This is a genomic window from Pseudomonas sp. S3E17 (assembly GCF_024168685.1).
Lineage (GTDB): Bacteria > Pseudomonadota > Gammaproteobacteria > Pseudomonadales > Pseudomonadaceae > Aquipseudomonas > Aquipseudomonas marginalis.
Genome location: NZ_JALJWE010000001.1, coordinates 3,335,333 through 3,359,746 on the forward strand (window position 1 = coordinate 3,335,333; position 24,414 = coordinate 3,359,746).

Consider the following 24,414-nt stretch of genomic DNA (forward strand, 5'->3'; position numbering starts at 1 on the left):
GGCAGCAAGCCCCATCACAACGACAACACCCCGCTGTACAACCCATACGCCGCCAGCCCCGCGCCGGCGATCACGCAACTGAAAATGCCCTTCTCAACGTGGGTAAACAACGGATGGCCCTGTTCGCGCTTGGCGAGGGCGAACAGGATCACGCCCGGTGCATACAGCAGCGCCGACAGCAGCAGGTATTTAAGGCCCCCGGCGTAGAGCAACCATACGGCGTAACCCAGGGCGATCAACCCCACCAGCAGGTCCTTGATGCGATGGCGGTGGGCACCTTCATAGGTTTCACCGCGCCCGCTCAGCAACACCGCGTAAGCCGCCGACCACAGGTAAGGCACGAGGATCATCGACGACGCCAGGTAGATCAGGGTGGTGTAGGTGCTGTGGGAAAACAGCGTGATCACCAGGAAGACCTGGATCATCCCATTGGTCAGCCACAAGGCGTTGACCGGCACCTGGTTGGCATTTTCCTTTTTCAGGAAGGCCGGCATGGTCTTGTCATGGGCGGTGGCATAGAGGATCTCGGCACACAGCAGCGCCCAGGACAACAAGGCACCCAGCAGCGACACGGCCAGGCCGATACTGATCAGCAACGCGCCCCAGGGCCCGACGATATGCTCGAGCACACCGGCCAGGGACGGGTTTTGCAGGCCGGCCAGTTCCGCCTGGCTCATGATGCCCAGGGACAACACATTCACCAGCACCAACAGCGCCAGCACGCCGAGAAAGCCGATCACCGTGGCCCGCCCCACGTCCGCGCGCTTCTCGGCCCGCGCCGAATACACGCTGGCGCCTTCGATGCCGATAAACACAAATACCGTGACCAGCATCATATTGCGCACCTGGTCCACCACACTGCCGAATTGCGGCTTTTCCAGGCCCCAGATGTCAGCCGTGAAGATATCGGCCTTGAACGCCACGGCAGCGATGACCACGAACATCAGCAGCGGCACCAGCTTGGCCACGGTGGTGATCTGGTTGATGAACGCGGCTTCCTTGATCCCGCGCATCACCAGGAAGTGCACGGCCCACAGCAGCAACGATGCGCAGCCGATGGCCACCGGCGTGTTGCCTTGGCCGAATACCGGGAAAAAATAGCCGAGGGTGCTGAACAGCAACACGAAATAACCGACGTTGCCCATCCACGCGCTGATCCAGTAACCCCAGGCCGATGAGAAACCCATGTAGTCGCCGAAACCCGCCTTGGCGTAGGCGTACACCCCGGAATCCAGTTCCGGCTTGCGATTGGCCAGGGTCTGGAAGACAAACGCCAGGGTCAGCATGCCCACGGCGGTGATCGCCCAACCGATCAACACCGCGCCCACCTCCGCGCGCGCGGCCATGTTCTGCGGCAACGAGAAAATCCCCCCGCCGATCATCGAGCCCACCACCAGGGCAATCAGGGCGCCAAGCCGAAGTTTCTGGGTCGGTTGAGACATGCAGACTCCTGAATAAGATTTGAGCTGACAACCGTGCACTCAACTAATTAACTCAGCGAGTGTAGCGTTTATTAAAGACAGCGATAAAACCGCCACGCTCATAACTCAACGGCATGACAGTTTTTATAGTTTAGGCTTATTTAGATTTTAAATACGCCGAATACTTTGTCGCTTCCAAGCTATTTATTGTCGCCGTTGCGAAAAGTTTGCACATTCGGGAAAACGGGCTAGTTTCAAACGTCCATACGCAGCACTAAATGATTGACCAAACCGCAGAGATCGCTCTGGAAAGCGCCTTTGCGCGGAAAACTATTGCCCACGATTTCCCAATCTAAGTCATTAATTCACAATGGAATGTGCCAATGAAGTGATCTGAGTCAGCTGTTTGATTAGCGCACGGAATTATTCTGTGGTCTCTCTTCTCCTGCATTGGAGTTATGCGATGTCTGAATCTCCCGGAAAACTTCGATTGGGCGCACTGGTTGCACTTGTCGTCGGCTCAATGATTGGCGGCGGGATCTTCTCTCTGCCGCAAAACATGGCCGCCAGTGCCGATGTTGGCGCGGTATTGATCGGCTGGGTAATTACCGCCGTGGGCATGCTGACCCTGGCATTTGTCTTCCAGACCCTGGCCAACCGCAAACCTGACCTGGACGGCGGCGTCTACGCCTACGCCAAGGCCGGCTTCGGTGACTACATGGGCTTTTCGTCGGCCTGGGGTTACTGGATCAGCGCCTGGCTGGGCAACGTCGGTTACTTCGTCCTCCTGTTCAGCACCCTCGGTTACTTCTTCCCGATCTTCGGCGAAGGCAATACACCCGCGGCGGTGATTGGCGCGTCGGTTTTGCTCTGGGCCGTGCACTTTCTGGTACTGCGCGGGATCAAGGAGGCGGCGTTCATCAACCTCGTGACCACGGTCGCCAAGGTGGTGCCGCTGGTGCTGTTCGTGTTGATCGCCCTGTTCGCCTTCAAGCTGGACATCTTCACCGCTGACATCTGGGGCGTGAAAAACCCGGACCTGGGCAGCGTGATGAACCAGGTGCGCAACATGATGCTGGTCACCGTGTGGGTGTTCATCGGTATCGAAGGCGCAAGCATCTTCTCCTCCCGTGCAGAAAAACGCTCCGACGTCGGCAAGGCCACCGTGATCGGCTTTATCACCGTGCTGCTGTTCCTGATGCTGGTGAACGTGCTGTCCCTGGGCATCATGACCCAACCGGAGCTGGCCAAGCTGCAGAACCCGTCGATGGCCGCCGTGCTGGAGCATGTGGTGGGCCACTGGGGTGCGGTGCTGATCAGCGTCGGCTTGATCATCTCGTTGCTGGGTGCGCTGCTGTCGTGGGTGCTGCTGTGTGCGGAGATCATGTTCGCCGCCGCCAAGGACCACACCATGCCGGAGTTCCTGCGCAAGGAAAACGCCAACCATGTGCCGGCCAACGCCCTGTGGCTGACCAACGCCATGGTCCAGATATTCCTGGTGATCACGCTGTTTTCCGCCAGTACCTACCTGTCGCTGATCTACCTCGCCACCTCGATGATCCTGGTGCCGTACCTGTGGTCGGCGGCCTACGCGCTGCTGCTGGCGGTACGCGGCGAAACCTACGAAAATGCCCTCAAGGAGCGCAGGAAAGACCTGTTTATCGGCGCGATCGCACTGATCTACGCGGTCTGGCTGCTCTACGCCGGCGGCGTCAAATACCTGCTGTTGTCCGCCCTGCTCTATGCCCCCGGCGCGATCCTGTTCGCCAAGGCCAAGCATGAACTGGGCAAACCGATTTTCACCAACGTCGAGAAGCTGATTTTCGCCGCAGTCGTCATTGGCGCCCTGGTGGCTGCCTATGGCCTCTACGACGGCTTCCTGACTCTGTAACTGATGTTCACTGGAGGATCTGTAATGACCACGGAAAAAGTGAAGTACGGCGTACATTCCGAAGCCGGCAAACTGCGCAAAGTCATGGTGTGCTCCCCAGGCTTGGCCCACCAGCGGCTGACCCCTAACAACTGCGATGAACTGCTGTTCGATGACGTGCTCTGGGTAGCCCAGGCCAAGCGCGACCATTTCGACTTCGTGACCAAGATGCGCGAACGGGACATCGATGTGCTGGAAATGCACAACCTGCTGACCGATATCGTTGCCAACCCCGAAGCCCTGGACTGGATCCTGGAACGCAAGATCACCTCCAACACCGTGGGCCTGGGCCTGGTCGAGGAAGTCAGCTCCTGGCTGCGCAGCCTGGAGCCGCGCAAGATCGCCGAGTTCCTGATCGGTGGCGTGTCGGCCGATGACCTGCCGAGCAGCTTCGGTGGCAAGACCATCGAGATGTTCCGCGACTTCCTCGGCCACGCCAGTTTTATCCTGCCGCCGCTGCCCAACACCCAGTTCACCCGCGACACCACCTGCTGGATCTACGGCGGCGTGACGCTCAACCCGATGTACTGGCCGGCGCGACGCCAGGAAACCCTGCTGGCGAGCGCCATCTACAAATTCCACCCCGAATTCACCAACGCAGACTTCCAGATCTGGTACGGCGACCCCGACCAGGAACACGGTGCCGCCACGCTGGAAGGCGGCGACGTCATGCCGATTGGCAATGGCGTGGTGTTGATCGGCATGGGCGAGCGTTCGTCCCACCAGGCCATCGGCCAACTGGCGCGCAACCTGTTCAAGAACAAAGCGGTGGAACGGGTGATCGTTGCCGGCCTGCCGAAATCCCGCGCGGCGATGCACCTGGACACCGTGTTCAGCTTCTGCGACCGCGACCTGGTGACCATCTTCCCCGAAGTGGTCAACCAGATCGTGCCCTTCACCCTGCGCCCTGACGAAAGCAAACCCCACGGCATCGACATCCAGCGGGAGAAAACCAACTTCCTCGAGACCGTGGCCGCAGCGCTCAACCTCAAGGCCCTGCGCGTGGTCGAGACCGGCGGCAACAGCTTCGCCGCCGAACGCGAGCAGTGGGACGACGGCAACAACGTGGTGGCCGTGGAGCCTGGCGTAGTGATCGGCTACGACCGCAACACCTACACCAACACCCTGCTGCGCAAGGCCGGCGTGGAAGTCATCACCATCAGCGCCGGTGAACTTGGCCGTGGCCGTGGCGGCGGCCACTGCATGACCTGCCCGATCATCCGCGACCCTATCGACTATTAAGGAGATTCCATCATGGCTTTCAATATGCGCAACCGCAGCCTACTGTCGCTGATGCACCACACCACCCGCGAACTGAATTACCTGCTGGACCTGTCCCGCGACCTCAAGCGCGCCAAATACACCGGCACCGAGCGTCCGCACCTGCAAGGCAAGAACATCGCGCTGATCTTCGAAAAAACCTCGACCCGCACCCGTTGCGCCTTCGAAGTGGCGGCCCACGACCAGGGTGCCCACGTCACCTATATCGACCCGGTGTCGTCGCAGATCGGCCACAAAGAAAGCATGAAAGACACCGCCCGCGTACTCGGTCGCATGTTCGACGCCATTGAATACCGTGGCTTCGAGCAGGAAATCGTCGAAGAGCTGGCCAAGTTCGCCGGGGTGCCGGTGTTCAACGGCCTCACCGCCGAGTTCCACCCGACCCAAATGATCGCCGACACCCTGACCATGCGCGAACACAGCGACAAGCCGCTGCATGACATCAGCTACGCCTACCTGGGCGACGCGCGCTACAACATGGGTAACTCGCTGCTGATGATCGGCGCCAAGCTCGGCATGGACGTGCGCATCGGTGCGCCGAAAGCCCTGTGGCCCCATGAAGACTTCATCAAACAGTGCCAGGCCTTCGCCGAGGAAAGCGGCGCGCGCATTACCATCACCGAAGACCCGAAAGAAGCGGTCAAGGGCGTGGACTTCATCCACACCGATATCTGGGTGTCCATGGGTGAGCCGGTGGAAGCGTGGGACGAACGCATCGAGCAACTGCTGCCGTACCAGGTCAACGCCAAGATGATGAAAGCCTCGGGCAACCCTCGGGTGAAATTCATGCACTGCCTGCCGGCGTTCCACAACAGCGAAACCAAGGTCGGCAAGGACATCGCCGCGCGTTATCCGAACCTGGCCAATGGTGTTGAAGTGACCGAGGAAGTCTTCGAGTCGCCGGCCAACATCGCCTTTGAGCAGGCGGAAAACCGCATGCACACCATCAAGGCGATCCTGGTGTCGGCACTCGCGGATATCTAAACCCTGCTGCGATCCCACTGTAGGAGCGAGCTTGCTCGCGAAAAATTCAAGGGCACCGCGTTCATTCAAGATGAGCGCGTTATCGTTGACCTCCTTCGCGAGCAAGCTCGCTCCTACAAAGGATTACGAGCTCTAGAAGGATTGCATTATGCGCATCGTCGTAGCCCTGGGCGGCAACGCCCTCCTGCGCCGTGGTGAACCCATGACCGCAGACAACCAACGCGCCAATATCCGCATTGCCACCGAACAGATCGCCAAGATCCATGCCGGCAACGAACTGGTCATCGCCCACGGCAATGGCCCGCAGGTCGGCCTGCTGTCGTTGCAGGCGGCGGCCTACACCAGCGTTTCGCCGTACCCGCTGGACGTGCTCGGTGCCGAGACCGAAGGCATGATCGGCTACATCATCGAACAGGAACTGGGCAACCTGCTGGACTTCGAAGTGCCGTTCGCCACCCTGCTCACCCAGGTGGAAGTGGACGCCAAGGACCCGGCCTTCCAGAACCCGACCAAGCCCATCGGCCCGGTGTACTCCAAGGCCGAAGCGGAAAAACTCGCCGCCGAGAAAGGCTGGGCCATCGCCCCGGATGGCGATAAATATCGCCGCGTCGTGGCCAGCCCACGGCCCAAACGCATCTTCGAGATTCGCCCGATCAAGTGGCTGCTGGAAAAAAGCGCCATCGTGATCTGCGCCGGTGGTGGCGGTATCCCGACCCTGTACGGTGAAGACGGCAAGCTCAAGGGCATCGAAGCCGTGATCGACAAAGACCTGTGCTCCTCGTTGCTGGCCACGCAACTGGACGCCGATTTGCTGGTGATCGCCACCGACGTCAACGCCGCTTTTATCGACTTCGGCAAGCCGACCCAGAAAGCCATCGGCCAGGCCCACCCCGACGACATGGAAAAACTCGGCTTCGCCGCCGGTTCCATGGGCCCCAAGGTGCAAGCCGCCTGCGAGTTCGCTCGCCAGACTGGCAAAACCGCGGTGATCGGTTCACTCTCCGACATCGAAGCCATCGTCCAGGGCAGCGCCGGCACACGCATCAGCACGGCGACACCTGGCATCACCTATCTGTGAAGTAGAGGAGATACGCCTATGGCCACCTTTGAACCCGGTCACCTGCACGTCGAACGTCACGCGCTGAACAAGGACGACTACAGCTACAACCTGTGTATCGACTACGAAGTCAGCCAGGACCCAAAGGAAGGCAAGGGCATGCTGTTCAAGCTGCACGGCTCGGTGCAGGGCAAGGACCTCAAGGAAGAGTTCTTCTTGCCCAAGGACCAGGCATTCGACTTTGCCCGGCATGCGATGAACATCGCGCAGAAGTATGGGATGCCGAAGATTGCGGTGTTGAATGGCTCGATGCACAAACAGTACGACCTGATGTTCGAGGATGTGCGGCATCAACTGGATGTGAAATCCGGGGACCCGATCAAACCTGAACACCTGGAATAACCCGACGCCCCCGACACCAACACTCAAATGTGGGAGCAAGCCCGCTCCCACATTTTTGATCTCCATCACCTGTCAGGCATACTGGCCACCCTCAGTACGCCAGAACCAACATTCGCCCCATGCGTATCCACGTCAGCTTTATCGACCGCGTCGGTATCACCCAGGAAGTCCTGGCCTTGCTCGGTGGGCGCAATCTCAACCTGGATGCGGTGGAAATGGTGCCGCCCAACGTCTATATCGATGCGCCAACCCTCAGCGCCGACGTGCTCGAAGAGCTGCGTGACGCGCTGTTCAGCGTGCACGGCGTACAGGCAGTGACGGTGGTGGACATCCTTCCCGGCCAACGCCGCCACCTGCAACTCGACGCCCTGCTGGCGGCCATGACCGACCCGGTGCTGGCCCTGGACAGCGCGGGCAAGATCCTGCTGGCCAACCCGGCGCTGATCGCGCTGTACGGTCGCGAACCGGCCGGGGAAAGTATCGCCGAGCTGTTCAATGACCCGGCCTTGCTGGACACCTTGCTGGAAAACGGCTTTCGCCTGCCCTTGCGTGAAATCAGCGTCAATGGCCAAACGTTTTTGCTCGACGCCACGCCGATCACCGATGCCGGCGCCCTGCTCACCCTGTACCAACCCAACCGCATCGGCGAACAACTGTCGGCGCTGCACCACGATCATGCCGAAGGCTTTGATGCGCTGCTGGGCGAATCCCCGGTGATCCGCACCCTCAAGGCACGCGCACAACGGGTGGCCGCGCTCGATGCGCCGCTGTTGATCCAGGGCGAAACCGGCACCGGCAAGGAGTTGGTGGCGCGGGCCTGCCACGCCATCAGCGCGCGCCACAGTGCGCCGTTTTTGGCGCTCAACTGCGCGGCGCTGCCGGAGAATCTCGCCGAGAGTGAATTGTTCGGCTACGCCCCCGGCGCCTTTACCGGCGCCCAACGCGGCGGCAAGCCGGGGCTGATGGAGCTGGCCAACCAGGGCACGGTGTTTCTCGATGAGATCGGCGAAATGTCGCCCTATTTGCAAGCCAAGTTGCTGCGTTTTCTCAACGACGGCAGCTTCCGCCGGGTCGGCGGCGACCGCGAGGTGAAGGTCAATGTGCGCATCCTCAGCGCCACCCACCGCGACCTGGAAAAAATGGTCAGCGAAGGCACCTTCCGCGAAGACCTGTTCTACCGCCTCAACGTGCTCAACGTGGAGGTGCCGCCCCTGCGTGAGCGCGGCCAGGACATCCTGCTGTTGGCCCGCTACTTCATGCAGCAGGCCTGTGCACAGATCCAGCGCCCGGTATGCCGCCTGGCGCCCGGCACCTACCCGGCGCTGTTGGGCAACCGCTGGCCGGGCAATGTGCGCCAGTTGCAGAACGTGATCTTCCGCGCCGCCGCCATCTGCGAAAGCAGCCTGGTGGACATCGGTGACCTGGACATCGCCGGCACCTCCGTGGCGCGCCAGAGCGACGGCGAAGTCGATAGCCTGGAACAGGCCGTCGAGGACTTCGAACGCAGCCTGCTGGAGAAACTCTACGTCAGTTACCCCTCGACCCGGCAGTTGGCCAGCCGCCTGCAAACCTCACACACCGCCATCGCCCACCGCTTGCGCAAGTACGGCATTCCCGCAAAACCCTGAGCGCCTGCCTCACCAGAACGCACGCCGGCCACGATGCTTGATAACGCCGGTGGCGCTGAAAAACAGTTGCGTGGCCATGGGCGGGCTGATGCGCGAATAGTAGATCGCGATGGCCTCGTTGTCGGTTTTGTCGAGCAGGCTGCGAAAACTCATGAAGCGCTGCTCCGGCCTTTTCAGATGGCCGGCGTTGTAGGGTAAATCGGGGTCCGTGGGCGACGAGTAATGAAAGTGCGCATAAGCCAGGACCTTGCCCTGCCTGTCCTTGACCACATACTCCTGCAGGAAATCATCCACCCGCTTGAGCGCAATACGCCCCTCGATGCGCAGTATCTGCACCTGGTCCCGGGCCTGGAGCCAGGCAATCCCATCCTCATCGGGCGGCAAGCGCTTGATCATCTCGATGCGTAATCCTCGCCCCTGCTCCAGAGAGTGGCTGGCGGCCTGCTCCAGCTCATCGATCAGCGCCTGGGCCGCGGTATCCGGCGTTGACGGCAGCGCCTTGCGGATCTTTTCGGCAACCGCCTTGATGCCCTCGGACTGCCGCGTCAACCGGGCTTCGACGCTGGCCGGCAGCGTGGCACTGCGCGCTTCGTCGCGGGCCTGCTGCAGCACCAGCGGTGCCCTGGCCAACAAGCGACGCGCGTCGGCCTTGAGGTTTTCCAGGGAACGCGTCGGCCGCGGCATCACCGCGCCAGCCTCGGTGATCGCTTCGAACGCATCCGAACCCGGCTGCTGATGCAGGCTGACCACCACGGCCTGGTCAATCGGGTTGATGACATCAACGATGTCTTCGGTCGCCTCCGGCGTGCGGGCGCGAACCCGTCCCAATTGATAGCGCTTCTTCGAATCGCGGATCAACCGTTGATCGGCCTCAAGGGAGCGTACCCGGCCAGGCTGAGGGTTGCGCTCGTGCTCACGCAGCAGCTTTGCCAGGGCGATTCTCGACTCCTGTTCCAGACTGAGGATCGTGGCTTGCACCGGTACCTCGGCATCCCCATGGATCAATTCCGGCGCGGCGGCACGGTATTCATCCAGGAGCGCCAGGGTTTTCGCGTATTCGTGCAGCACCGCCCGGGTGCCGTCGATGCGCTGTTGCACACTCAGTACGCCTGGCTCATCGATGGTTTTCTGGGACTGGGCCGACTGGATCGCCTCATCCATGGCCGCGTCGATCCGACTGTAGTCATCCTGTTCTTCAGGCAGCGGCAGCCGGCGCCACAGCTGCTCCTTGAGCACCTGCAACTGCACGGTCCGCCAGTCCAATGGCAGCCCGTATGAGGACGGTTGCAACTCACCGATGTAAGACTTGTAGGCAGGAATGCTGAGCAACCGCTCGTAATTGACCCGTTCCCAGAAGCTCAGGTTGACCATCTTGTCGTGAAACTCGCCGATCCTGCGGCTCTCTTCGGTCAAGGTCCCGATCACCGCCTGGGCCGCGATCGCGTCCTCCCCCGCCACCCGCTCGGACAGTTGCGCGAGATGCGCTTCGGAAAACTGCTCCTCGCGGCGACTGAAGGTCAGCACGAACATCTGCCGGCGCATGTTCAGCACGATATCTTCCAACTGCAGGCACTGTTCCCGTTCAAAGCCGTCCAGGGGCTTGTTGGCGTTTCTGCGCATCAGCACATTGAGTTTTTTCTGTTGCGCATCGGCCTTTTTTTCCAACTCACGCAGGTAGCGCGCCCGGGCATCGCGCCGGTGCTGCTCGGTGAAGGCCGCCTCGGAGGTCAGGTGCGCCTTCTCACACAGGTCTTCGGCCGCGGTCACGACACGCTCCAGGCTCTGCAATTCGCTGCTTGCCGCGCTGTATTCGTGCTCAAGCTCAAGCTTTTGCCGCTCGATGTGGGCACGCCGCTGGGCCACCGTGCTCTTTGGCTGCCCGCCAACCAGGCGCAGGCCCAGGTCGACTTTCCACACCCCATGGGCATCCTTGTCCAGCCACGGGCCGAGACGCTGGGGTTGCCGCAGATCGACGACCCGCCAGCCATCCCTGACCTCCCTCACGCCATAGACTTTGCTGTCTATCAAGGTGTACTGCTCGTGACGGGCCGCGCTGCCGTCGCGCTGGACCAGCACCCGACCACGCACCGGGCTGGCCGCCGAGGCCAGTGTCGGCGAGTCGGGCCAGCGTTCGCCCTGCCTGGGTGACCATTGGAAGGTCTCGAGCTGGGCACGCTGTTGGGTCGTAAGCCTGGACCTTGAGTTGGCCCAGGAAAAATCCATTGCCGTGACGTCGGCGAACGAACGCTGCCAGGCAAACGTCGACGCCGAGTGGCGCGTGTGGCTGGCCGGGATCAAGTCAGGGGCCTGGGCACCGCCCGAACTCAAGCGCAGCCGTTGATCCAGCGTGACCACCGGGCTCATCAGCAGGCCGGCCACGCTGCCGATCAGCTCGGCGAAGGCATTGGCGGAATCTTCGCGGCTCGTCTCGAGCGGCAGCGCCAGCACCGCCTGGAATGTCCTGAAGGTCTGGGACAACCAGCCCGCCACCGCCACCGGCCCCCGGACCATCGGCAAAAGCGCGTTGAACACTTGCCACAGATCATTCTTGAACAGGGTCCACCGCAGCGCCTCGTTGGAAACCGACTGCTTGACGGCGCGCTGCCACAGGTCTCGGGCGTTTTCATCGAAGACGCTCTCAAGGAACTCGCCACGCACCGCTTCGTCACTCAGCAGCGCCGGGCTCGATGCGGGCAGCACGTCGAACTCATCGCCCTGCAGCACACGCTGGACATGAGGACGCAGAAAACCGCCGTTGGCAAACAGGGCACGGCTGTCCTGCGGTAAACGCTGCAGCACCACGCGTTGAAGATCGCTGCCCACCGTTGCGATCGCGTCGAGCAATGCCTGGCGGCTGGGAAACTGTTGCAGCATCGCGTCGGTTTGATCCGGCCGGTAGAGAATATGCGGCAGCGTGCTGTTGTCGCGGGGACCGAGGACAAACAGGTTGTGTGCTTGATGGGCCAGCCCGCCTGCATGGGCAAGGAACGCCAGGGGCCGGGCGACGATCACCTCACCGTCGACCACACGCTGGAGCGGATCTTCCCGCAGCAACGCGTGCACCACCCGAGCGCCGGAGCGGGTAAAGCCGTTGCGTTGGCGCAGGCTGTTTTCAAGGGCGCGCATCGGCAGTTGCAGCGCCATCTGAGCGACAAACAAACGGCGCCGCCGTGCAGACTGCGTCGGGTCGGCGATCAGTGCGTGCTCCAGCAATGGCGGATAGTGCTTGCCCACATCCACCCGTTCGATCAGCCCCTTGAGATAGGCCGGCGTGACCCAGTGCGGCACGTTACCTGGGGTGACCTGGTGGCTGATGTGCACACTGGCATAGGCGGTGGCGAAGGGGTTTTCCAGCGACCACTGGGTCAAGGTCCGGGTGGTCCGTTGCGTCCAGCCAACCGTGCCGCCCTGGGTGCGCTCGAAGGTCAGGAGACAGTCGTCCGGGTTGATGGGGGCCTGCGCTGGATGATCCAGGCGCATTTGCCGTTGCAGCGCCTTGCGCGCGTACACATCGATCGGCTCGAGGCCATCGAGGAACGTTGCACCGCCGGTACTGCGCTGCAGCTGCGCCAGGCGCTCCAGCCACTGACCGTAAGCCAGGCGATCCGCGCTGCTGGCCCGCTGCAACCAGAGCGGCAGCTGTTCTTCATGAGGTTGTTCGAGAGCGTCCGGGTCGAACCAGGCCAGTGGCGAGGTGAGCGTGGTGAACAGCTGTTCATAGCTGCCGATGTCGGGCAGTGCCGACCAGTCAACCCGCCGCACATCGCGAAGTTGGCGTTCGAGCAAGGCCTGGGCCAACGCATCGAACACATCGCCCTCGGGCTCGCGCAGTACCCATTGCAGCGGCGCCCCTGGCAGGTAACGGCTCATATAGCGCGGCAGCAGGTCACCCAAGGCGTCCAGGGATTCGAGCTGCACCAGGTTCATCACCGGGATATAGACGAGGGTGACCTGTTGCCCCTGGACTCGACGCTGCAAGACCAACAGCGGCAGCCATTCGCCCGGGTCCCCGGCCTGGGCCGCATAGACTTGATAGATATGCAGCGCATCGGCGTTACCCAAGGCCTCTCGATCCGCCCGATACCCCCAAAGCTGCTGTGCCTGCTCATCGCCCAGCCCCAGCAGCAGCCGCGCCTGCTCTGGCGTCAATGGCGGGTTCTGCCGCGCCGTGAGCAGGCATGCACGTAACTGGCTGCTGACCGCGTGCCAACGGCTGTCGGCCGAACCGTCCGACACGCGCGCGTTCCAGTAGTGCACCAAGCGCTCGGCAAAACCCGCCAGCACATCGGGCGCCAGGGTGTTGAGCATCCACTCGATATCGTCCACGTTGATGGCGCCGCTCGCCGGTTCGAACACCTGCGGTGCAGACTGCACCAACAGCACATGATGGCCTGGCGTGTAGTTCAGCGCGTCACCCTTCATGCAGCGCTGGATCAGCGCATCGCTCAAGGTCATAAGCGGCATGTGGCGGCGGCCGCTCGAGGTTGGCTGGATCACACCGATCCAGCTGTTACCGGCCTGCAGGCCGGAACCGGCAAACCACTGCCCGATCCATTCCTGGATCATTGCGCGGGCCACTTGGCCCAGGCCCAGGCGCCGCGCGAAGACCTTGGATAAATAGTCGCGAGACGTCCGCGCCTGGGAAATCTCGGGGGGAATAACCTTTGAAGCACTCATGGGGCGCATCCTGATGACGAAATGCGCCAACGGTAAAACGCCGGCTGGTCTCCCGGACGGTAGATAAATCGCGAAAAGCGACGTCCATGCGTACTGAAAGCGCTACAGTGGAACGATATCGCTACAACCTTGTTTTTTGCGCGCCATGCAAGGCTTTGATCCGCATAGGCTTTTTTTCGACGGCAGGACTGTAGCGAAATCGCTACACACAAATACGCTATCGTTATAACCGCTTTTGCCAAGCCATTGATTAATAAAGGATTAATCACATTGGCCGCGATATTGCTAAGCAACTCCTCATTATTCCAATCCTGCCCACCAGACGATTCTGGCCCTGAGGAGTTTCCATGAGCGAGTTGCGTTTCACTGAAGATCACGAATGGCTGCGCGCCGAAGCTGACGGCAGCGTCACCGTGGGTATCACCGCTTTCGCGCAGAACGCGCTCGGTGATGTGGTGTTCGTGCAACTGCCGGAGTTGCAGGCCTATGACAAGGGCGCTGAAGCGTCCACGGTTGAATCGGTCAAGGCCGCCAGCGGCGTGTACATGCCGTTGGACGGTGAAGTGCTGGAAGTGAACGCCAAACTCGATGGCAACCCGGAACTGGTCAACGAAGACCCGCTGGGCGAAGGCTGGTTCTTCCGCTTTAAACCGGCCGATGCCGGGGCAGTCGCTAAACTGTTGGATCAGGACGCGTACGACCGTCTGATCAAAGCCAACGCCGAAGCCTGAGGAGCGCGCCATGACCATCAATCTCAGCACCGCCAATGAGTTCATCGCCCGCCACATCGGCCCGCGCCAGGAAGATGAGCAGCAGATGCTCGCCAGCCTGGGCTTCGATTCCCTGGAAGCCCTGAGCGCCAGCGTGATCCCGGAAAGCATCAAGGGCACCAGCGTGCTCGGCCTGGAAGACGGCCTGGGCGAAGCCGAGGCCCTGGCCAGGATCAAGGCCATCGCCAGCCAGAACCAACTGTTCAAGACCTACATCGGCCAGGGCTACTACAACTGCCATACGCCGTCGCCGATCCTGCGCAACCTTCTGGAAAACCCGGCCTGGTACACCGCCTACACGCCGTACCAGCCAGAAATTTCCCAAGGCCGCCTGGAAGCGCTGCTGAACTTCCAGACCCTGATCAGCGACCTCACCGGCCTGCCGATCGCCAACGCCTCGCTGCTCGATGAAGCCACCGCCGCCGCCGAAGCCATGACCTTCTGCAAGCGCCTGAGCAAGAACAAGGGCAGCAACGCCTTCTTCGCCTCGGTCCACAGCCACCCGCAAACCCTCGACGTACTGCGCACCCGTGCCGAGCCGCTGGGCATCGACGTGGTGGTGGGCGATGAGCGCGAACTGACCGATGTCAGCCCGTTCTTCGGCGCCCTGCTGCAATACCCGGCCAGCAACGGTGACGTGTTCGACTACCGCGCTTTGACCGAGCGTTTCCATGCCGCCAACGCCCTGGTGGCCGTGGCTGCCGATCTGTTGGCCCTGACCCTGCTGGCCCCGCCGGGTGAGTTCGGCGCCGATGTGGCCATCGGCAGTGCGCAACGCTTCGGCGTGCCGCTGGGCTTCGGTGGCCCGCACGCGGCGTACTTCTCCACCAAGGATGCGTTCAAGCGCGACATGCCGGGGCGTCTGGTCGGTGTGTCGGTAGACCGCTTCGGCAAGCCGGCCCTGCGCCTGGCCATGCAGACTCGCGAGCAACATATCCGCCGCGAGAAAGCCACCAGCAACATCTGCACCGCGCAAGTGCTGCTCGCCAACATCGCCAGCATGTATGCCGTGTACCACGGGCCCAAGGGCCTGACCCAGATCGCCAAGCGCATTCACCAGCTGACCGCGATGCTCGCCAAGGGCCTGACCGCCCTGGGCCTCAAGGTCGAGCAGGCGCACTTCTTCGACACCCTGACCCTGCACACCGGCACCGACACCGCTGCGCTGCACGACAAGGCCCGCGCCCAGCGCATCAACCTGCGCGTGGTGGACGCCGAGCGGGTTGGGCTGTCGGTCGACGAAACCACCACCCAGGCCGATATCGAAACCCTGTGGGCGATCTTTGCCAATGGCAAAGCCCTGCCGGACGTCAACGCCACGGTGGACAGCCGCCTGCCCGACGCATTGCTGCGCCAGTCACCGATCCTCAGCCATCCGGTGTTCAACCGTTATCACTCGGAAACCGAGCTGATGCGCTACCTGCGCAAGCTGGCGGACAAGGACCTGGCCCTGGACCGCACCATGATCCCGTTGGGCTCGTGCACCATGAAGCTCAACGCCGCCAGTGAAATGATCCCGGTGACCTGGGCCGAGTTCGGTGCCCTGCACCCGTTCGCTCCGGCCGAACAAAGCGCCGGCTACCTGCAACTGACCTCCGACCTGGAAGCCATGCTCTGCGCGGCCACCGGGTATGACGCGATCTCCCTGCAGCCGAACGCCGGTTCCCAGGGCGAGTACGCCGGCCTGTTGGCCATCCGTGCCTATCACCAGAGCCGTGGCGAAGCACGTCGCGACATCTGCCTGATCCCATCGTCGGCCCACGGCACCAACCCGGCCACCGCCAACATGGCCGGTATGCGTGTGGTCGTCACCGCCTGCGATGCCCGTGGCAACGTGGACATCGAAGACCTGCGCGCCAAGGCCATCGAGCACCGTGAGCACCTCGCCGCACTGATGATTACCTACCCGTCCACCCACGGCGTGTTCGAAGAAGGTATCCGCGAAATCTGCGGGATCATCCACGACAACGGCGGCCAGGTGTACATCGACGGCGCCAACATGAACGCGATGGTTGGCCTGTGCGCACCGGGCAAGTTCGGCGGCGACGTGTCCCACCTGAATTTGCACAAGACTTTCTGCATCCCCCACGGCGGTGGCGGCCCGGGCGTTGGCCCGATTGGCGTCAAATCCCACCTCACGCCCTTCCTGCCCGGCCACGCGGCCATGGCGCGCAAGGAAGGCGCGGTATGTGCGGCACCGTTCGGCAGCGCAAGCATCCTGCCGATCACCTGGATGTACATCAGCATGATGGGTGGCGCAGGCCTCAAGCGCGCGTCGCAGCTGGCGATCCTGAATGCCAACTACATTTCCCGTCGCCTCGAAGAGCACTACCCCGTGTTGTACACCGGCAGCAACGGCCTGGTGGCGCACGAATGCATCCTCGACCTGCGCCCGCTGAAGGACAGCAGCGGCATCAGCGTGGATGACGTGGCCAAGCGCCTGATCGACTTTGGCTTCCACGCCCCGACCATGTCGTTCCCGGTGGCGGGTACGCTGATGATCGAGCCGACCGAAAGCGAATCCAAGGAAGAACTGGACCGCTTCTGCGACGCGATGATCGCCATCCGCGAAGAAATCCGCGCGGTGGAAAACGGCACCCTGGACAAGGACGACAACCCGCTGAAAAACGCACCGCATACTGCGGCGGAACTGGTTGGCGAATGGAGCCACCCATACAGCCGTGAACAAGCGGTGTACCCGGTCGCTTCGTTGATCGAAGGCAAGTACTGGCCACCGGTTGGCCGGGTCGACAACGTGTTTGGTGATCGCAACCTGGTGTGTGCATGCCCGTCGATCGAGCTTTATGCCTAAAGCAGTTGTAAGCGGCAAGCTACAAGCTGCAAGTTAAAGCCTAAGGCTCTTTCTTGCAGCTTGTGGCTTGGAGCTTGCCGCTGCTCCTATAACAAGAAACCGGAGAACAACTCATGTCCTTAAGCGTGTTCGACCTGTTCAAGATTGGCATCGGCCCCTCCAGCTCCCACACCGTCGGCCCCATGCGCGCGGCCGCTCGATTCGTCGAAGGCCTCAAGCGTGACAACCTGCTGAGCGCCACCACCGGCATCAAGGTGGAACTCTATGGCTCCCTCGGCGCCACCGGAAAAGGCCACGGCAGCGACAAGGCCGTGCTGCTGGGCCTGGAAGGCGAACACCCGGACACCGTGAACACCCAAACCGTGGCCGCACGCCTGGCGCAGATGCGCGGCGACGGTCGCTTGAACCTGCTCGGCGAACACAGCATTGCGTTCAACGAGAAAGAACACCTGGCGATGATTCGCAAACCCCTGGCCTACCATCCCAACGGCATGATTTTTCGTGCCTTTGATGCGGCGGGCATCCAGATCCGCAGCCGCGAGTACTACTCGGTGGGCGGCGGTTTTGTGGTGGATGAAGACGCCGCCGGCGCCGACCGGATCGTCGAAGACGCCACCCCACTGACGTTCCCGTTCAAACATGCCAAGGACTTGCTTGGCCACTGCACCACCTATGGGCTGTCCATCAGCCAGGTGATGTTGACCAATGAAAGTGCCTGGCGCCCGGAAGCGGAAACCCGCGCCGGCCTGTTGAAGATCTGGCAGGTGATGCAGGACTGCGTAGAGGCCGGCTGTCACAACGAAGGCATCTTGCCCGGCGGCTTGAAGGTCAAGCGTCGCGCCGCCGCCTTGCATCGCCAGTTGTGCAAGAACCCGGAGTCGGCCCTGCGCGACCCGTTGTCGGTGCTGGACTGGGTCAACCTGTACGCCCTGGCCGTCAACGAAGAAAACGCCAACGGCGGGCGCGTGGTCACGGCGCCCACCAACGGCGCGGCCGGGATTGTGCCGGCGGTGCTGCATTACTACATGCGTTTTATCCCCGGCGCGAATGAAGACGGCGTGGTGCGCTTCCTGCTCACCGCTGCCGCCATCGGCATTCTCTACAAGGAAAACGCCTCCATCTCCGGTGCCGAAGTCGGTTGCCAGGGTGAAGTCGGCGTGGCCTGTTCCATGGCCGCTGGCGCGTTGTGCGAAGTGTTGGGCGGCACGGTTTCCCAGGTGGAAAACGCCGCCGAAATCGGCATGGAACACAACCTCGGCCTGACCTGCGACCCGATTGGCGGGCTGGTGCAGGTGCCCTGCATCGAGCGCAATGCCATGGGCTCGGTGAAAGCCATCAATGCAGTGCGCATGGCCTTGCGTGGCGACGGGCAACACTTCGTCTCGCTGGACAAGGTCATCCGCACCATGCGCCAGACCGGCGCCGATATGAAAAGCAAATACAAGGAAACCGCCCGTGGCGGTTTGGCGGTCAATATTATCGAGTGCTGACGCCTAAAGGCGCGCCGGCACGTTTTTCAGGAGCTGAACATGTCCACCGAAACCCTGTTGAAAACCCCATTGCACGCCCTGCACCTCGAGCTGGGTGCACGCATGGTGCCCTTCGCCGGCTACGACATGCCGGTGCAATACCCACTGGGCGTGATGAAGGAGCACCTGCACACCCGTGAACAGGCCGGGTTGTTCGACGTGTCCCACATGGGCCAGATCCGCCTGACCGGCGCCAATGCCGCCAAGGCCCTGGAAACCCTGGTACCGGTCGACATCATCGACCTGCCGGTCGGCATGCAGCGCTACGCCATGTTCACCAACGGCCAGGGCGGCATCCTCGACGACCTGATGGTGGCGAACCTGGGTAACGACGAACTGTTCCTGGTAGTCAACGCAGCCTGCAAGGACCAGGACCTGGCGCACCTGCGCCAGCATATCGGCGAGCAGTGCCGCATCGAGCCGCTGTTCGAAGAACGCGCGCTGCTGGCCCTGCAAGGTCCGGCCGCAGTGAAGGTATTGGCGCGCCTGGCACCGGAAGTCACCCGGATGACCTTCATGCAATTCGCCCCGGTGCGCCTGCTGGGCGTGGACTGCTACGTCAGCCGCTCGGGCTACACCGGTGAAGACGGTTTTGAAATCTCCGTGCCTGCCGCCAGCGCCGAAAGCCTGGCGCGCAGCCTGCTGGCCGAGGACGAAGTGCAGGCCATCGGCCTGGGCGCCCGTGACTCGCTGCGCCTGGAGGCCGGCCTGTGCCTGTACGGCCACGACATGAACACCGAGACCACCCCGATCGAAGCCAGCCTCCTGTGGGCTATCTCCAAGGCCCGACGCACCGACGGTGCGCGTGCCGGTGGCTTCCCGGGTGCCGACCGCATCTTCACCCAGCAGCAAACCGGTGTCAGCCGCAAGCGCGTAGGCCTGCTGCCCCAGGAGCGCACACCTGTACGTGAAGGCGCAGAGATCGTCGATGCCCACGGCAGCGTGATCGGCAGCGTATGCAGCGGTGGCTTTGGCCCGAGCCTGGGTGGCCCACTGGCCATGGGTTACCTGGACAGCGCATTCACCGCACTGGACACCGAAGTCTCTGCGTTGGTGCGTGGGAAAAAAGTGCCACTTCGTGTAAGCAAAATGCCATTTGTGCCGCAACGTTACTATCGTGGCTGATTGACTGTTCCTATAAGTAACGCGGTTGCGTTAACGTGCACTAATCTGTAACGCAACCGCCATAAAACAGTGCAGCAACGATAGGCATTATTATAGGAATTAACCTATAACAAGTGACCCATTCTATCGAATAAGTCGGCTTCACATTATTCAACGAAGTGTCATGCGACCGAGCAAAACCCGGGCTTTTGCCAGGGCTTGTTTTTTCTCCATTAGTTGGCGTAGAGTTTGCCCACTGTGTTTGCATGGGTCGCTTGGAACCTGGACCTGGGCAGTAGCTGAAGTAGTTGTGCTACAACCCGTTCGACGTCTCTTACTTTCCTGCAACCCAGCCCAGTACTCTTTCATGTGAAAGGGGCTGTCATTAATTTTTAGCGTCAAGGAAATAAGAAAATGGCTGATCGTCAGAGCGGTACCGTCAAGTGGTTTAACGACGAGAAAGGGTTTGGTTTTATCACTCCAGAAAGCGGTCCGGATCTGTTCGTGCATTTCCGCGCTATTCAAGGCAACGGCTTCAAAAGCCTGAAGGAAGGCCAGAAGGTCACCTTCGTTGCAGTTCAAGGCCAGAAAGGCATGCAGGCTGACGAAGTACAAGCAGAAGGCTGATCCTTCCTGCGACAAAAAGCCCCTGACATGACATCAGGGGCTTTTTTATGGGCGCTATTCCGTAAAATGATTTTTTTCCTCTGAGAGCCCTGCCATGTCCAAACCCTTGCTGAGTCCCCAAGGCGAGTTCCCCGCCGTTGGCCTGGGCCGTCGCCTGGCAGCGATGTTCTATGACTTCCTGTTGTGCACCGCGCTGCTGATCGTCACCGCGTTTATCTACAAGCTGGTGTGGATCGCGTTCGTGGGCGAAGCCAGGATGCGCACCCTCACCGAATCCGGCGCACTGGACGGTGACCCGCTGCTGTCGACGATTCTGTTCTTTGTGCTGTTTGGTTTCTTTGCCAAGTTCTGGACCCATTCCGGGCAAACCCTGGGCATGCAGGTCTGGGGCGTGCGCGTGCAAAACGCCGACGGCTCGCGGATCAGCCTGTGGCAGGCGCTGTTGCGCTTTGTGGTGTCGATTGCGTCGTGGTTATGCGTGGGGCTGGGGTTTGTCTGGTCGTTGTTCGACAAGCACAAACGCAGCTGGCATGACATCTACTCGGATACGCAGTTGGTGCGCATCCCGAAGCAAAAGAAATAACCCGCTGCCTGAACGAAATCAAAATGTGGAAGGGGGCAAGCCCTAATGCCGATCAGTTAAGAAGTAGAACGGGTAAAAATTAACCTGTGGCGAGGGAGCTTGCCCCCTCCCACATTTTCAACCGAGCTCGCCTCGATTCAGGCGTTACCCGCCAGCTTCAGGCGCGCAGCCTGGGTGAAATCCAGCATGCGCTTGAGCGGTCGCACGGCGTGCGGAATCACCGACGGCTCGACGAATATCTCATTACTGCCCTCACGCAGGCACTGCAGCGTACGCTCCAGCGTATTCATCGCCATCCACGGGCAGTGCGCGCAACTGCGGCACGCAGCGCCGTTACCGGCCGTGGGCGCTTCGACGAAGACCTTGTCCGGGCACAGCTGCTGCATTTTGTAGAAGATGCCGCGGTCGGTCGCCACGATGAAGGTCTTGTTCGGCAGCCGCTGTGCCGCCGCAATCAACTGGCTGGTGGAGCCCACCGCGTCGGCCAGTTCGATTACCGAGGTCGGCGATTCCGGGTGCACCAGGATCGCTGCGTCCGGGTACAGCGCCTTCATGTCTTCCAACTGCTTGGACTTGAACTCCTCGTGGACGATGCACGCACCGTCCCACAGCAGCATGTCGGCACCGGTCTGGCGCTGGATGTAGGTACCCAGGTGCTTGTCCGGGCCCCAGATGATGGTCTCGCCGTTGTCCATCAGGCTTTCGACGATTTCCAGCGCGCAGCTGGAGGTCACCACCCAATCGGCCCGGGCCTTGACCGCCGCCGAAGTGTTGGCATACACCACCACGGTGCGCTCGGGATGCTGGTCGCAGAACGCCGAAAACTCATCCACCGGACACCCCAGGTCCAGGGAGCACGTGGCTTCCAGGGTCGGCATGAGGATGCGTTTTTCGGGGGTGAGGATTTTGGCGGTCTCGCCCATGAAACGTACACCGGCGACCAGTACGGTCTTGGCCGGGTGGGCTGCACCGAAGCGGGCCATTTCCAGGGAGTCGGAGACACAGCCGCCGGTTTCTTCGGCCAGGGCCTGGATCACCGGATCGCAATAGAAGTGGGCAACCAGCACCGCGTCCTGAGCCTTGAGCTCGGCAGCAATGGCGGCACGCAGGCTCGCCTCTTCCTCGGCGCTGAGGGCCTTGGGCTGCTTGGCGTCGAGGTGGGCTTGAACCAGTAGGCGTTCGGAAATGTGCGTCATGTTCGCAAGACCTGCAGGCGCAGTAGCGCGAAAGTCGAGTGTACCACCGGCTCTGGAGCCCTTCGGGCGCCGCCGGACGAAGTGATTGTGTTCATCAAGCACGGGTAAAGGTGAAGCTGCGCAAGGCTACAGAATATCCAATGGTTTCAAAAGCCTAATCTGGCTTTGACGCGTGCGCCTGTCGATTAAAAACCGCAATGGTACCTTGGGTCTCCCCCGCCTTCAGAAATCACCTCAAGCACATAGCTGTCAGCGGGCAGAGTTCATGCAGCAAGTTCGTTCAGACCGTTTTGGAAAGAGGCTCGAACTGGCATTGGTACCGGGCGTCCTTGAGGTTGCTTTCGAACTGTTCAAGACCGTCGTAGATGTTTTGCAGCCCTTCGATCTGGGCTTTCAGCTCGAGCTTTTTATCGGCAATGGCCTGGTTGGCCAAATCCCACGGCAGCTCCAGGCCCCGGTGGTCCTGCAGAATCGCCTGCATTTCCTTAAGCTTGAAACCCAGCTGCTGAGCACACTTGATGAACGTCAACAGCTCAACGCATTGCTGGTTATAGACCCGATACTTACCCTCGCGCACGGGCGGCGGCAGCAAGCCAATGTCTTCATAGTGGCGGATCGTCTTGACGGTAGTGCCCGATAGCTGGGCGGCTTTGCCGATATACATGAAAAGTCCTTTTTTGGCACAAGAGTGGGGAGAGCACTTTGGCGCGCCGCATCTTCACACATGTCTACGGGGTCGGAAACTCGAAGGTGTCAAAAGGCAATGTATCGCAGGGATGAAGCCGACATCGCCTGCTGCAAGGCGATGCCGGGCAATGGGGGTGTCAGCGACCAGCGATAGCCTGGGCTTGCTTGAGCCAGGCTTCGCGCAGGGAGGCGTCGGAACCGAGGATTGGTCCGAACATGAGGGTCTTCAATGGTTTGATGCCGCAGAACTCCAGGGTGGTCTTGCGCATCTGGTGCAGGCCCGGCATGCGGTAGACCCACTTGTAGTACCACGGCGGGGTATCCATCGTGACCAGCAGGTGAGCCGTGCGCCCCTTCAAAAGCTTGTCGGGAAAGGCTTTGCCTTTACGGTACTTGAAGGCAAAACCGGGAAGGAATATCCGATCGAAGAAGCCTTTCATCAGGGCCGGAATTCCGCCCCACCAGATGGGATAGACAAACGCCAGGTGCTCAGCCCACGTGATATCGGCCTGGGCCTTGAGCAGATCGGGCTCCAGCAACTGAACCTGTTTGTAGCCATCGTGCAGCACTGGATCAAACCGCAGTGCATCCAGACGTAATAGACGCACATCGTGCCCGGCCTCTGTGGCCGCCTTCACATAGGTGTCGGTCAACGCCCCACAGAAACTGTCGGTTGAGGGGTGCCCCAGAATCACCAGTACTCGTTTGCTCATCGTCACTTCATCCTGAAAAGTCGAACGGGCAGGATAGGGTGTGCCCGTAACAGGAGAGTCAACAGGGAGGTTTGCCAAATGCTGGTATAGCTTGGGTGCATTGCGCACCGGCAGGTAAGCACCAAATCGCAGGCAAAAAAAAACCCGGAAATCCTCACTTGCGTGGGCCTTCCGGATTTTCTAAACCGCCAAAAATGGTGGGTCGTGTGGGATTCGAACCTACGACCAATTGGTTAAAAGCCAACTGCTCTACCAACTGAGCTAACGACCCGCTGTGTGGTGGCGCGTATAATACTGATTTCTAAGGATTATTCAACACCTTATTTGAAATAAATCAGAAATAACGCGTCGGGTCCGTAATTCCGGCCATTTGGAAGCCCTCTGCACGCAGTCGGCAGCTGTCGCATTTCCCACAGGCACGGCCGTCATCGTCTGCCTGATAGCAGGAAACTGTCAGCGAGTAATCGACACCGAGTCCTACGCCAACCTTCACGATAGCGGCCTTGCTCAGGTTTTGCAGCGGTGCCTGGATCCGGAAACCCTGCCCTTCTACCCCGGCTTTTGTCGCCAAATTGGCCATACGTTCGAACGACTCGACGTACTCGGGGCGGCAGTCCGGGTAGCCGTTGTAATCAAGCGCGTTAACCCCGATGAAGATGTCACGGGCACTCAGAACCTCCGCCCAGCCCAGGGCGAGGGACAGAAACACGGTGTTGCGTGCCGGTACGTAGGTGACCGGGATGCCTTGGGTGGGCCCCTCAGGGACGTCGATAGTGCTGTCGGTCAAGGCCGAGCCACCCATGCCGCCGAGGTTCAGGCCAATCACCTTGTGTTCGACCACGCCCAGGTCTCGGGCCACACGGGCGGCTGCCTCCAGTTCGGCACGGTGGCGCTGACCGTAGTCGAAGCTCATGGTGTAACAGCTGTAACCTTCGGCGCGAACCATGGCCACTAACGTCGCGGAGTCGAGGCCACCGGACAGCAGGATGACCGCGCGCTTTTGATCAGTCATC

General features: G+C 61.2%; 18 protein-coding genes and 1 tRNA gene. 12 read left to right on the forward strand and 7 right to left on the reverse strand.

From position 1 onward, the window contains the following. Nucleotides 1-14 precede the first annotated feature (14 nt). A complete protein-coding gene (gene arcD, locus J3D60_RS14875) occupies nt 15-1,442 on the reverse strand; it encodes an arginine-ornithine antiporter (protein WP_253491854.1) in 1,428 nt (475 codons plus the stop codon). A 442-nt stretch (nt 1,443-1,884) separates the two neighbouring features. On the opposite strand from arcD (J3D60_RS14875), the gene arcD (J3D60_RS14880) reads away from it, so the two are divergent. The 6 genes from arcD (J3D60_RS14880) to J3D60_RS14905 all read left to right on the forward strand — a co-directional run bounded on the left by arcD (J3D60_RS14880) (nt 1,885) and on the right by J3D60_RS14905 (nt 8,703). After that, a complete protein-coding gene (gene arcD, locus J3D60_RS14880) occupies nt 1,885-3,312 on the forward strand; it encodes an arginine-ornithine antiporter (RefSeq protein ID WP_253491856.1) in 1,428 nt (475 codons plus the stop codon). A gap of 24 nt (nt 3,313-3,336) precedes the next feature. Further along, the gene (gene arcA / locus J3D60_RS14885) at nt 3,337-4,593 is read left to right on the forward strand and encodes an arginine deiminase (RefSeq protein ID WP_027605560.1); all 1,257 of its coding nucleotides are present in this window, start codon (nt 3,337-3,339) and stop codon (nt 4,591-4,593) included. 12 nt (nt 4,594-4,605) lie between these two features. Further along, nucleotides 4,606-5,616, forward strand: a complete 1,011-nt coding sequence (locus J3D60_RS14890) for an ornithine carbamoyltransferase (protein WP_015885593.1) — start codon at nt 4,606-4,608, stop codon at nt 5,614-5,616. A gap of 148 nt (nt 5,617-5,764) precedes the next feature. Next, on the forward strand, nt 5,765-6,694 hold the full coding sequence (gene arcC, locus J3D60_RS14895) for a carbamate kinase (protein WP_065925908.1): 930 nt from the start codon (nt 5,765-5,767) through the stop codon (nt 6,692-6,694). Between the two features lie 18 nt (nt 6,695-6,712). After that, the gene (locus J3D60_RS14900; protein ID WP_027605557.1) at nt 6,713-7,075 is read left to right on the forward strand and encodes a DUF5064 family protein; all 363 of its coding nucleotides are present in this window, start codon (nt 6,713-6,715) and stop codon (nt 7,073-7,075) included. 119 nt (nt 7,076-7,194) lie between these two features. After that, the gene (locus tag J3D60_RS14905; RefSeq protein WP_065939156.1) at nt 7,195-8,703 is read left to right on the forward strand and encodes a sigma-54-dependent transcriptional regulator; all 1,509 of its coding nucleotides are present in this window, start codon (nt 7,195-7,197) and stop codon (nt 8,701-8,703) included. A 9-nt stretch (nt 8,704-8,712) separates the two neighbouring features. Here the strand turns inward: J3D60_RS14905 and J3D60_RS14910 are convergent, their stop codons facing one another. Beyond that, nucleotides 8,713-13,380, reverse strand: a complete 4,668-nt coding sequence (locus J3D60_RS14910; RefSeq protein ID WP_253491858.1) for a hypothetical protein — start codon at nt 13,378-13,380, stop codon at nt 8,713-8,715. Nucleotides 13,381-13,727: 347 nt separating this feature from the next. Here J3D60_RS14910 and gcvH point away from each other — a divergent pair, with 347 nt between their 5' ends. From gcvH to J3D60_RS14940, 6 genes are all read left to right on the forward strand, one after another. Further along, the gene (gene gcvH, locus J3D60_RS14915) at nt 13,728-14,111 is read left to right on the forward strand and encodes a glycine cleavage system protein GcvH (protein ID WP_065939158.1); all 384 of its coding nucleotides are present in this window, start codon (nt 13,728-13,730) and stop codon (nt 14,109-14,111) included. 10 nt (nt 14,112-14,121) lie between these two features. Next, nucleotides 14,122-16,962, forward strand: a complete 2,841-nt coding sequence (gcvP, locus tag J3D60_RS14920) for an aminomethyl-transferring glycine dehydrogenase (RefSeq protein ID WP_253491860.1) — start codon at nt 14,122-14,124, stop codon at nt 16,960-16,962. 113 nt (nt 16,963-17,075) lie between these two features. Next, nucleotides 17,076-18,452 carry an L-serine ammonia-lyase gene (locus J3D60_RS14925; RefSeq protein ID WP_141155893.1) on the forward strand — a complete coding sequence of 459 codons (1,377 nt, stop codon included), beginning with the start codon at nt 17,076-17,078 and terminating at the stop codon, nt 18,450-18,452. A 39-nt stretch (nt 18,453-18,491) separates the two neighbouring features. Beyond that, entirely contained in the window at nt 18,492-19,616 is a 1,125-nt protein-coding gene (gene gcvT, locus J3D60_RS14930) for a glycine cleavage system aminomethyltransferase GcvT (RefSeq protein WP_065939161.1), read from the forward strand. A gap of 393 nt (nt 19,617-20,009) precedes the next feature. Further along, nucleotides 20,010-20,222 (forward strand): cold-shock protein, encoded by a 213-nt coding sequence (locus J3D60_RS14935; RefSeq protein ID WP_014339904.1) that lies wholly within the window; start codon nt 20,010-20,012, stop codon nt 20,220-20,222. 94 nt (nt 20,223-20,316) lie between these two features. Then, on the forward strand, nt 20,317-20,805 hold the full coding sequence (locus J3D60_RS14940; RefSeq protein ID WP_065925902.1) for an RDD family protein: 489 nt from the start codon (nt 20,317-20,319) through the stop codon (nt 20,803-20,805). Between the two features lie 137 nt (nt 20,806-20,942). Here the strand turns inward: J3D60_RS14940 and nadA are convergent, their stop codons facing one another. From nadA to queC, 5 genes are all read right to left on the reverse strand, one after another. Beyond that, a complete protein-coding gene (gene nadA / locus J3D60_RS14945; RefSeq protein WP_027605549.1) occupies nt 20,943-22,001 on the reverse strand; it encodes a quinolinate synthase NadA in 1,059 nt (352 codons plus the stop codon). Nucleotides 22,002-22,281: 280 nt separating this feature from the next. Further along, nucleotides 22,282-22,665 carry a MerR family transcriptional regulator gene (locus tag J3D60_RS14950; RefSeq protein ID WP_065939162.1) on the reverse strand — a complete coding sequence of 128 codons (384 nt, stop codon included), beginning with the start codon at nt 22,663-22,665 and terminating at the stop codon, nt 22,282-22,284. A gap of 160 nt (nt 22,666-22,825) precedes the next feature. Further along, complete coding sequence (locus J3D60_RS14955; protein ID WP_253491861.1) at nt 22,826-23,401, reverse strand: NAD(P)H-dependent oxidoreductase; 576 nt, start codon at nt 23,399-23,401, stop codon at nt 22,826-22,828. Nucleotides 23,402-23,596: 195 nt separating this feature from the next. Beyond that, nucleotides 23,597-23,672 (reverse strand) — tRNA-Lys (locus tag J3D60_RS14960). A 63-nt stretch (nt 23,673-23,735) separates the two neighbouring features. Beyond that, the gene (queC, locus tag J3D60_RS14965; RefSeq protein WP_065939164.1) at nt 23,736-24,413 is read right to left on the reverse strand and encodes a 7-cyano-7-deazaguanine synthase QueC; all 678 of its coding nucleotides are present in this window, start codon (nt 24,411-24,413) and stop codon (nt 23,736-23,738) included. Nucleotide 24,414: the final 1 nt, after the last annotated feature.

What these genes read in the sequence shown, in the direction of transcription:
- arcD (WP_253491854.1), bottom strand. Translation starts at nt 1,442, where the DNA reads ATGTCTCAACCGACCCAGAAACTTCGGCTTGGCGCCCTGATTGCCCTG.
- arcD (WP_253491856.1), top strand. Translation starts at nt 1,885, where the DNA reads ATGTCTGAATCTCCCGGAAAACTTCGATTGGGCGCACTGGTTGCACTT.
- arcA (WP_027605560.1), top strand. Translation starts at nt 3,337, where the DNA reads ATGACCACGGAAAAAGTGAAGTACGGCGTACATTCCGAAGCCGGCAAA.
- J3D60_RS14890 (WP_015885593.1), top strand. Translation starts at nt 4,606, where the DNA reads ATGGCTTTCAATATGCGCAACCGCAGCCTACTGTCGCTGATGCACCAC.
- arcC (WP_065925908.1), top strand. Translation starts at nt 5,765, where the DNA reads ATGCGCATCGTCGTAGCCCTGGGCGGCAACGCCCTCCTGCGCCGTGGT.
- J3D60_RS14900 (WP_027605557.1), top strand. Translation starts at nt 6,713, where the DNA reads ATGGCCACCTTTGAACCCGGTCACCTGCACGTCGAACGTCACGCGCTG.
- J3D60_RS14905 (WP_065939156.1), top strand. Translation starts at nt 7,195, where the DNA reads ATGCGTATCCACGTCAGCTTTATCGACCGCGTCGGTATCACCCAGGAA.
- J3D60_RS14910 (WP_253491858.1), bottom strand. Translation starts at nt 13,380, where the DNA reads ATGAGTGCTTCAAAGGTTATTCCCCCCGAGATTTCCCAGGCGCGGACG.
- gcvH (WP_065939158.1), top strand. Translation starts at nt 13,728, where the DNA reads ATGAGCGAGTTGCGTTTCACTGAAGATCACGAATGGCTGCGCGCCGAA.
- gcvP (WP_253491860.1), top strand. Translation starts at nt 14,122, where the DNA reads ATGACCATCAATCTCAGCACCGCCAATGAGTTCATCGCCCGCCACATC.
- J3D60_RS14925 (WP_141155893.1), top strand. Translation starts at nt 17,076, where the DNA reads ATGTCCTTAAGCGTGTTCGACCTGTTCAAGATTGGCATCGGCCCCTCC.
- gcvT (WP_065939161.1), top strand. Translation starts at nt 18,492, where the DNA reads ATGTCCACCGAAACCCTGTTGAAAACCCCATTGCACGCCCTGCACCTC.
- J3D60_RS14935 (WP_014339904.1), top strand. Translation starts at nt 20,010, where the DNA reads ATGGCTGATCGTCAGAGCGGTACCGTCAAGTGGTTTAACGACGAGAAA.
- J3D60_RS14940 (WP_065925902.1), top strand. Translation starts at nt 20,317, where the DNA reads ATGTCCAAACCCTTGCTGAGTCCCCAAGGCGAGTTCCCCGCCGTTGGC.
- nadA (WP_027605549.1), bottom strand. Translation starts at nt 22,001, where the DNA reads ATGACGCACATTTCCGAACGCCTACTGGTTCAAGCCCACCTCGACGCC.
- J3D60_RS14950 (WP_065939162.1), bottom strand. Translation starts at nt 22,665, where the DNA reads ATGTATATCGGCAAAGCCGCCCAGCTATCGGGCACTACCGTCAAGACG.
- J3D60_RS14955 (WP_253491861.1), bottom strand. Translation starts at nt 23,401, where the DNA reads ATGAGCAAACGAGTACTGGTGATTCTGGGGCACCCCTCAACCGACAGT.
- queC (WP_065939164.1), bottom strand. Translation starts at nt 24,413, where the DNA reads ATGACTGATCAAAAGCGCGCGGTCATCCTGCTGTCCGGTGGCCTCGAC.